Source organism: Polaromonas sp. CT11-55, assembly GCF_047303325.1.
In the GTDB taxonomy this organism is placed as follows: domain Bacteria; phylum Pseudomonadota; class Gammaproteobacteria; order Burkholderiales; family Burkholderiaceae_C; genus Polaromonas.
In genome coordinates this window covers 1-8,396 of the sequence record NZ_JBKBEX010000053.1, presented here as the reverse complement: position 1 = coordinate 8,396, position 8,396 = coordinate 1, and the positions used below count along the sequence as shown (strand labels likewise).

Sequence of the window (8,396 nt, the reverse complement as noted above, 5' to 3'; positions counted from 1 at the left end):
GGGGGGGGGGGGGGGGGGGGCCAGGGGGGTGTTCATTGGAGGCCATGGCCGGCAGTGTGCCGCCCGGGGTCCGCTCCGTCCATTACCGCTTTGGGCTCCTGGCTTTCGCGTTTTGCGAAGGCTGCGCCAGGAAGTCCACCAAGGTGGCGATGGCGGCATCGGGCTGGCCCGCCATGGTGGCTGCGAGCAGGCGACGCTTCGCCCAGCCGTCGGACAGCGGCCGCCAGCCCAGCTTCATGCTTTTAATGAGGGGCAGTGTGGCGCCCTTGGGCAGCACGGCCACCCCCAGGCCCGAGGCCACCATATGGCACACCGCGTCGAAGCTGCGCACCTGCATGCGCAATTTCAGCGGGCGGTTCGCGGCCAGCGCAGCCTGCTGCTGCTTTTGCAGCATGGCGGCACCGGTCGTCAGGCTGATCCATTCTTCGTCGAGCGCGTCGGCAAAGGCCAGCGGCGCCTTGCTGCGCGCCAGCGCATGGCCGGCCGGCAGTATCAGCACCAGCTCGTCCTCGCGAAAGAGGCGCGTGTCCAGCCCCGTGGTGTCGGGCCCCTCGACAAACACCGCCGCGTCGGCCCGGCCTTCGCGCAGGGTGGTCACGACGGCCTCGGACACCTGTTCTTCCAGGTCGATGTGCACCTGGGGGTGCAGCTCACCGTAGCGCGCGAGCAGCGGCGGCAAAAACTGGCTGATGGCGGCGCTGCTGGCGCACAGGCGTATGTGGCGCGCGATGCCGCGCCGAAGGTCGGCCAGTTCACCGCCCAGCTGTTCCATGGTTTGCAGCAGGGTCAGGCCGTGCTTGACGAAGACGCGGCCGGCCGCCGTGGGCAGCAGGCCGCGCGCATGGCGTTCAAACAGGGCGTCGCCCAGGGCGTCCTCGAGCTCGCGTATGCGCCGGCTGGCCGCGGCCAGCGCCAGGTGCGAGTCGCGCGCTGCCGCGGTCAGGCTACCGGTTTGCGCGCAGGCCACGGCCAGGCGCACGGACACCAGGTCGAAGCGGGCGAGGTTGTAGTTCACAGTGAAAGGCTGGCCTGGGTGTGGGCCCGGAAAGGGCTCAGGCGCTTTTCTTTTTGGCCGGGGCTTTTTTGGCGGCGGCGGGCTTCTTCGCGATCAGCGTGTCCAGGTTTTTCACGATCTCGCTTTCAATCCTGTCCTTGAAAGCGCCCAGCAGGAAGCCGAGCTTGGCGTTCAGGTCGAAGCTGTCTTTGGTGACCACCAGCGTGCCGCTGACGCCCGAGCGGGTGAAGCTCACGATGTCTTCGGTCTTGCCTTCTTCATAGGTGCATTCCATGTCGAACTTTTCTTCGACCTGCTCGGCCCACTTGAAGGCGATTTTGCGTGCCTCGGCAAGGCCCAGGCTGTGTTCGCGCTGGATGTGGATGTCAGCCATTCGACGTCTCCGTGTTGTTGTCCGTATTTTTCGTTTTAAGCGCTTTGCGCCGTTCTTCCTTGGGCAGGCCGGCCAGCCTTTTCACCGCATCATAAAACCGTTGCCAGTCGCGGCCCTCGCGCTCGAACAGCGTCTCGAAGCCGGGCACCAGCTCATCATAGGCGGCCTGCGCGCCGAAGGCCGCGTTGTTGGCGCGCGCCACCCAGGGGTCGTAGCCCGCGAAGCCGCCCCAGGAGGCCTTGAGCGCGGTATAGCCGTCGTGAAAGCGCGCCAAGGCCTGGGCTTTCAAGGCCGCCTGCGCGGCTTTGTCCGCATCCGTTGCCGGCTTCCTGTCGTAGATTTCGGCCAGTTCCAGCCGCGTGGCCAGTGCCAGCGCGCGGAACTGCCGGCGCCGGCCGTCAAACTGGAGGTAATCCTGGCGGGCTTTATCGTTGCCGTGAGCGGCCTCGCTGTCCAGCCAGCGCTGGCTGCCCATGCGCTCGACGGCGGTGGCGAAGGACTCGTTGAACATGGTGTCGTCTTTGGCGTAAACCACCTGGTGCGCGAGTTCGTGAAAGATCAGCCGCGCGAGTTCGCCCTCGGGATAGCCGATAAAGGTATTGAGCAGCGGGTCGCCGCCGGCCCAGTTCATCCAGCCCAGCGTGGAATAGGCCGGCACGCCATAGACGCTGGTTTCCAGTCCTTGCGCCTTCAGCCGTTCGGCCTCGGCGCGCGCCTCGGCTTCGTCGAAATAACCGCGATAGCCCACGCAGCCCGTGACCGGAAAGCACCAGGTCTTGAGCGTCAATGAGAACTCGGGCGCGGCCACCACGTTCCACACGACGGCGCTGCGGCGCAGGTCGGCATAACGCCGGTAGCTGGGGTTGTCGGGCAGCTTGAGTTCGCTCACGGCGAAGCTGCGTATGCGCTGCGACAGCGCCAGCCGGCTTTTAAGTTGCCCGGAGGCCTGGGCGTCGCCCAGCCAGTCGTCCACCGGCCGGGCCGCGTTGAGCATCTGCAAGTGGCCGCTGACGGACTGCCAGTAGTAGCCCAGGTCGGCGCAGCCCGCCAGGCCCAGGGCCGCGGCCAGCGCCACGGCCTGGGTCCCTTTCAGCGTGCCGCGTTTCATCGGCAAGCTCAGGCGGCCTGTGCCTCGCGCTGCACCTGCACCAGGCAGTCGTAAAACACCGGGCCGCGGCCCATGTCGGTCAGCTGCTGGCTGGTGAGTTCGTTGACGTTGGTGCCGTCCAGGCCCAGCTTGCGCCACCAGATGCCCAGGCCGTTGACCACACCGCGCCGCGCCCGTGCCGAGACCTCGGCCTTGACCCGGTATTCGCCGCGCTGGTTGAACACCTTGACGATGGCGCCCGTGGTGATGCCGCGCGCGGCGGCGTCGTCGGCGTGGATTTCCAGCACCGGCTCGGCCTCGATGTCGCGCAGGCTTTTGACGTTGACGAAGCTGGAGTTCAGGAAGTTGCGCGCCGGCGGCGAGATCATGGCCAGCGGGAATTGCGTGGAAGAGCCCGCGGCCTCATGGTTGGGCACATGGCCGGGCAGGCCGTCGGCACCTTCGGCCGCCAGCCGCGCGCTGAAGAATTCGCAGCGGCCCGAGGCCGTGGGGAAGTTGCCCTCGGCAAAGGGCGCGTCGGGCAGGTCCAGCGTGGCAAAACCCTTGTCCAGCAACTGCTGGAAATCGACCTTGTCGCCGAACACCGCGCGGCACAGTTGCTCGTCGCTGTCGGAAAAACACGGATCGGCAAATCCCATGTGGGCCGCCAGCTCGCGAAAGATCTGGGTGTTGGGTTTGGCCTGGCCCAGCGGCGCGATGGCCGGGCGGTTCAGCAGCGCGTCGGTGTGGCCGTAGGCGCCGTGCACGTCCCAGTGCTCCAGCTGTGTGGTGGCCGGCAGGATGTAGTCGGCGTAATCGGCGGTGTCGGTCTGGAAGTGTTCGAGCACCACGGTGAAAAGGTCTTCGCGGGCAAAGCCCTGCACCACCTTGCCGGACTCGGGGGCGACCGCCACCGGGTTGCTGTTGTAGACGATGAGGGCCTCGATCTTCGGGCCGAATTGCTTTGATGCGGGCTCCAGCAACGCGTTGCCTATGGTGCTCATGTTGATGGTGCGCGGCTGCCGGCCCTTGAGCAGCTCGGGCCGCTGCAGGGCGGCCTTGTCCACCGGGAACAGGCCGGAGCTGCTCAGCAGCACGCCGCCGGCGCGGTACCGCCAGGCGCCTGTGAGCGCGGGCAGGCAGGCGATGGCGCGGGCCGCGTTGCCGCCGCCGTGCACGCGCTGCATGCCGTAGTTCAGGCGTATGGCGGCCGGTTGCCTGTTCACCATGCATTCGCCGTAATCACGTGCCAGCGAGCGTATCTGCCCGGCCGGCACGCCGCAGACGGCAGCGGCGCGCTCGGGGCTCCATTGCAGCGCGCGTTCGCGCAGCCCGCCGTCCGGGCTTTCCCAGCCCAGGGTGTGGCGTGCGATGTAGTCGTGGTCCAGCCAGTCGTGGGTGATGAGTTCGTGCATCAGCGCGAGTGCCAGCGCGGCGTCGGTGCCGGGCAGCAGCGCGATGTGCTCATGGCATTTCTCGGCGGTTTCGCTGCGGCGCGGGTCTATGCAGACGAGTTTGGCGCCGTCGCGCTTGGCCTGCTGCGCGTAGCGCCAGAAATGCAGGTTGCTGCCTATGGAGTTGCTGCCCCAGATGATGATGAGTTTGGACTCGGCGAAAAACTCCACGCGCATGCCGACCTTGCCGCCCAGGGTCTGCGTCAGGGCCTCGCCCCCGGCCGAGGAGCAGATGGTGCGGTCCAGGAAAGACGCGCCCAGCCGGTTGAAGAAACGCCCGGCCATGCTTTCGCCCTGCACCTGGCCCATGGTGCCGGCATAGCTATAGGGCACGATGGCCTCGGGGTCGTGCGCCGCGATGGCCTTGAGGCGCGTGGCAATGTCGGCCAGCGCAGCCTCCCAGCTCACGGGTTCGAACTGCCCGCTGCCTTTGGGGCCGCTGCGCTTGAGCGGGCCCAGCAGGCGCTCGGGGTGGTAGGTTCGCTCGGTGTAGCGCGAGACCTTGTTGCACAACACGCCGCCGGTGTGAGGATGCTCGGGATTGCCTTGCACGCGGGTGGCAATGCCGTTCTCCACCGTGGTCAGCAGCGAACAGGTGTCGGGGCAGTCGTGCGGGCAGGCGCCCAGCACTTGCGTGGCGCCCGGCTTCAGCCGGCTGTCAGGGTTGGCCTCGGTCCTAGGGGAGATGCTGATGGTATTGCTCATGGTTCAACTTTATATTGGCTTGATCGTCGCATCCCGGGGGAGACACAGCATGACAACAACAATGAACGGAATGCGGGCATTCCGCGCCGCCGCCAGAGTCACCATGGTAGCGGCCCTGGCCGGCCTGCTCGCGGCAGGGGTCAATGCCGAGGACGGCGTCAGCAAGACCGCCGTCACCCTGGGTCAGTCCCTGGCCATGACGGGGCCAGGTGCCACGCTGGCCTTGCCCTTCGCGCAGGGCGCGCGGCTTTACTTCGAGCGGGTCAATGCGGGCGGCGGCGTCAACGGCCGCAAGATAGAGCTCACCACGCTGGATGACGTGGGCAACCCCGACACCACGGTGGCCAATACCAAAAAGCTGCTGGACCAGAAGGTGTTCTCGCTGTTCGGCTACTACGGCTCGCCGCAGGTCACCGCCGTCAATCCGCTGCTCAAGGACACCGACATCCTGCTGTTCGCGCCCATGGCCGGCGCTGACGAGTTGCGTGGCTCGCTCTACCCGAATGTTTATTCGGTGCGGCCCGGCTATTCCGAAGAGGCCGCGATGATCACGCGCCACGCCGAGACCCTGGGCATGCGCAAGCTGGCCATCCTGCACGGCAAGGACCTGGAGTCGCTCGCAGCGCTGGATTCGGCCGAGCGCACCATGGGCGGGCTGGGCGCCAACCTGGTGGCCAAATCGGCGCTTTCCGGCGGCAGCGTCGCCACCAGCGTGGACCAGGTGCTGGCCAAAAAACCGGAGTCGGTGCTGGTGATCAGCGACGCCTCGGGCGCGGCCAATGCCATACGCGACCTGCGCGCCAAGGGTTTTCGCGGGCCTATCTACGGTTTTTCGAGCACCGGCGAAAGCCTGCTGGCCGAGCAACTGGGCGCGGCCGGCGCCGGCGTGGTGGTGGTGCGCGTGACGCCCAAGTCGGACAACGCCAAAAGCGTGCTGGTGCGCGAAATGCAGGCCGATGCGCTGGCGGCCAAGCTCGGCAAGTCCAATGTCTACATGCTGGAAGGCTATATCGCCGCCTGGACCTACACCGAAGCCCTGCGCAGAGCCGGCAAGGACCCGACCCGGGCCAAGCTGCGCAAGGCGCTGGACAGCCTGCAGGACCTGAACCTGGGCGGCTTTCGTATTCACTTCGACGGCGACCGCGTGGGCTCCAAGCTGGTCGAACTCAGCCTGATCGATGCGATGGGGCGGGTCAGGGAATAGGGCTGAACCCTCGGAAAGCTGGCAATTTGCTGACGACCAGCCTTCCGTGTAAGCCCAAAGTAGTGACCTATCTCACAGGCTTTCCTCCTGTTACGCATGAGGGTAACCAGGCTGTAAGTTGTGTTGCGAGAATCGAGGGATGAACCTCACTCGCAGAAAATTTTCCATCCTTGCCGGCGCCTCCACGCTGGCCGGCTTTAACGTCGCCCATGCCCAGGCCGACAAAATCATCCTGGGCCAGTCCGCCGCCTTCACCGGTCCGGCTGCGCAGCTGGGCATCCAGTTCCACCAGGGTGCCAAGGTTTACTTCGACCAGGTCAACGCCCAGGGCGGCATCGGCAAACGCCTGATCGAGATCCGCAATCTCGACGACGGCTACGAGCCCGAGCGCTGCGCCGAAAACACCCGCAAGCTGATTGCCGACGACGTGTTCGCGCTGTTCGGCTACATCGGCACGCCCACCAGCATCGCCGCGCTGCCGCTGGCGACCAAGGACAAGGTGCCGTTTTTCGCCCCCTTCACCGGCGCCATGGCGCTGCGCGATCCCTTCAACAAGTACGCCTTCCACGTGCGCGCTTCGTACAACGACGAAACCGGCCTCATCGTCAAACAGCTGACCAGCCTGGGCCTGAAAAAAATCGCGGTGTTCTACCAGAACGATGCCTACGGCAAGGCCGGCCTGGACGGCGTGACGCTGGCCCTGGCGGCGCAAAACCTCAAGCCTGTGGCGCTGGCGACGGTGGAGCGCAACACGGTGAACGTGGCCGGCGCGGTCAAAACCCTGGTCGCTGCCGGGCCCGACGCGGTAGTGCAGATCGGCGCCTACAAGGCCTGCGCGGCCTTCATCCGTGAGGCCCGCAAGGCCGGCTACGGCGGCACCTTTTACAACGTGTCCTTTGTAGGCACCCAGGCGCTGGCCGACGAGCTCGGCAAGGACGGCGCGGGCGTGGTGGTCTCGCAGGTCATGCCCTCGCCTTACAACACGGCCCGCCTCATCGCGCGTGAGTTCGTCGACGCGGCCAAGGCGGCGGGCAATGCCCAGGTCAATTTCTCCAGCATGGAGGGGTATGTGGCCGCCAAGGTTTTCGTGGACGGGCTCAAGCGCGGCGGGGCCGCCAAGGTCAGCCGCGAGTCGCTGATCGCCGGCCTGGAAGGCATGGGCAGCCAGTCGCTGGGCGGTTTCTCCGTGTCCTTCTCGGCGACGGACCATGTGGCCTCCAGTTTTGTGGAACTGTCCATGCTGACGGGTGACGGCCGCGTAAGGACTTGAAGGGCTTGACTCCCCCCGAAGCGGCCTACGGCCGCCTCCCCCTCAAGGGGGCGCCACCTGCGGCCCGGCAAAGCCGGTTCCGCGATGGCCCGCGTGAAAACCCGCCTTTTAACGAAGCGCGCTTGTTTTCACCAAACCTTCCATGAAAGCCTGGCAGCGCGCCAGCTGCTCCAGGCTCACAAATTCGTCGGGCTGGTGCGCCTGGGTAATGCTGCCGGGCCCGCAGACCACGGTGGGAATGCCTGCGCCCTTGAAGATGCCCGCTTCGGTGCCGAAGGCCACCAGCGTGGTTTCCCGCGTGCCGGCCAGGCGCTGCGCGAGGCGGGTCACCTCGTCGCCGGCCGAGCCCAGGAAGGCCGGCACCTCACAAATCGTCTCAAAGCTGAAGCCGGCATCGGGCGAGACTTTTTGCATCGCCGGCTGCGCGCGTTCCGCATAGGCCAGAATTTCCTTTTGCATCGCATGCGCGTCGGCCGTGGGCAGGTTGCGGAATTCATAGCGGAACTCGGCGTCGCGCGGCACCACGTTGTCGGCGATGCCGCCGTGGAACTGCCCGACGCTGGCGGTGCTGAACGGCACGTCGAAACCCTCGTAGCGCGGCTCGCTGGCCTCAAAACCCTCGGCCATGTCGCGCAGCTTGCCGACCACGCGCGCCGCCATCTCGATGGCGTTGACCGACTGCGGCGTGAGCGAGGAGTGCGCCTCCTTGCCGCGCACGCAGCATTTGTAGCGGTACACGCCCTTGTGCGCCGTGGCCGGCACCATATTGGTCGGCTCCCCGACGATACAGGCCAGCGGCGCGATGCTGGCGTCCTTCATGTCGGCGATCAGTTCCCTCACGCCCAGGCAGCCGACTTCCTCGTCATAGCTCAGCGCCAGGTGCAGCGCAAAGGGCGCCTGGCTGTTCAGGAAGTCCCCGGCGTGGGCCAGGGCCATGCCGATAAAGCCCTTCATGTCGCAGCTGCCGCGCCCGTAGAGCCGCCCGCCCTCGATGGCGGCTGACAGCGGGTCCAGCGTCCAGTCCTGGCCGTCCCAGGGCACGGTATCGGTATGGCCCGAGAGGATGATGCCGGCCGGCTTGCCTTCGCCCAGCGTGGCGAACAGATTGGCCTTGGTCTTGCCGGCGTTGGTGGTGATGCGGCTGGCCACGCCCAGCCGGGCGAGTTCGTCGCGCACGAAATGGATCAGTTCCAGGTTGCTGTTGTCGCTGACGGTGTTCATGCGCACCAGGGCCTGGATCAGTTCCAGAGCGCGGGGCGAGACGGCGGGCAGGGCGATGGGGGAGGAA

General features: G+C 66.6%; 7 protein-coding genes. 2 read left to right on the top strand and 5 right to left on the bottom strand.

The features are described 5' to 3' along the window. Positions 1-82: 82 nt before the first annotated feature. From ACEN8I_RS23990 to ACEN8I_RS23975, 4 genes are read right to left on the bottom strand one after another with little or no spacing between them, the layout of a single operon-like run. Positions 83-1,015, bottom strand: a complete 933-nt coding sequence (locus ACEN8I_RS23990; protein ID WP_413331163.1) for a LysR family transcriptional regulator — start codon at positions 1,013-1,015, stop codon at positions 83-85. Between the two features lie 37 nt (positions 1,016-1,052). Continuing rightward, positions 1,053-1,388 carry a polyhydroxyalkanoic acid system family protein gene (locus ACEN8I_RS23985; protein WP_413331162.1) on the bottom strand — a complete coding sequence of 112 codons (336 nt, stop codon included), beginning with the start codon at positions 1,386-1,388 and terminating at the stop codon, positions 1,053-1,055. Beyond that, positions 1,381-2,496, bottom strand: coding sequence for an aminopeptidase (locus tag ACEN8I_RS23980; RefSeq protein WP_413331161.1), 1,116 nt, complete (start codon positions 2,494-2,496; stop codon positions 1,381-1,383). The genes ACEN8I_RS23985 and ACEN8I_RS23980 overlap by 8 nt, the downstream gene beginning before the upstream one ends. Positions 2,497-2,504: 8 nt before the next feature. Then, positions 2,505-4,634: a molybdopterin-dependent oxidoreductase gene (locus tag ACEN8I_RS23975; protein WP_413331160.1), complete on the bottom strand. Its 2,130-nt coding sequence runs from the start codon at positions 4,632-4,634 to the stop codon at positions 2,505-2,507. Between the two features lie 49 nt (positions 4,635-4,683). On the opposite strand from ACEN8I_RS23975, the gene ACEN8I_RS23970 reads away from it, so the two are divergent. Next, the gene (locus tag ACEN8I_RS23970) at positions 4,684-5,838 is read left to right on the top strand and encodes an ABC transporter substrate-binding protein (protein ID WP_413331158.1); all 1,155 of its coding nucleotides are present in this window, start codon (positions 4,684-4,686) and stop codon (positions 5,836-5,838) included. 139 nt (positions 5,839-5,977) lie between these two features. Further along, entirely contained in the window at positions 5,978-7,108 is a 1,131-nt protein-coding gene (locus tag ACEN8I_RS23965; protein WP_413331157.1) for an ABC transporter substrate-binding protein, read from the top strand. Between the two features lie 108 nt (positions 7,109-7,216). Here the strand turns inward: ACEN8I_RS23965 and argE are convergent, their stop codons facing one another. Continuing rightward, positions 7,217-8,380 (bottom strand): acetylornithine deacetylase, encoded by a 1,164-nt coding sequence (gene argE / locus ACEN8I_RS23960; RefSeq protein WP_413331164.1) that lies wholly within the window; start codon positions 8,378-8,380, stop codon positions 7,217-7,219. Positions 8,381-8,396: the final 16 nt, after the last annotated feature.

Coding starts and splice junctions, on each gene's coding strand:
- ACEN8I_RS23985 (WP_413331162.1), bottom strand. CDS start 1,388: ATGGCTGACATCCACATCCAGCGCGAACACAGCCTGGGCCTTGCCGAG.
- ACEN8I_RS23980 (WP_413331161.1), bottom strand. CDS start 2,496: ATGAAACGCGGCACGCTGAAAGGGACCCAGGCCGTGGCGCTGGCCGCG.
- ACEN8I_RS23975 (WP_413331160.1), bottom strand. CDS start 4,634: ATGAGCAATACCATCAGCATCTCCCCTAGGACCGAGGCCAACCCTGAC.
- ACEN8I_RS23970 (WP_413331158.1), top strand. CDS start 4,684: ATGACAACAACAATGAACGGAATGCGGGCATTCCGCGCCGCCGCCAGA.
- ACEN8I_RS23965 (WP_413331157.1), top strand. CDS start 5,978: ATGAACCTCACTCGCAGAAAATTTTCCATCCTTGCCGGCGCCTCCACG.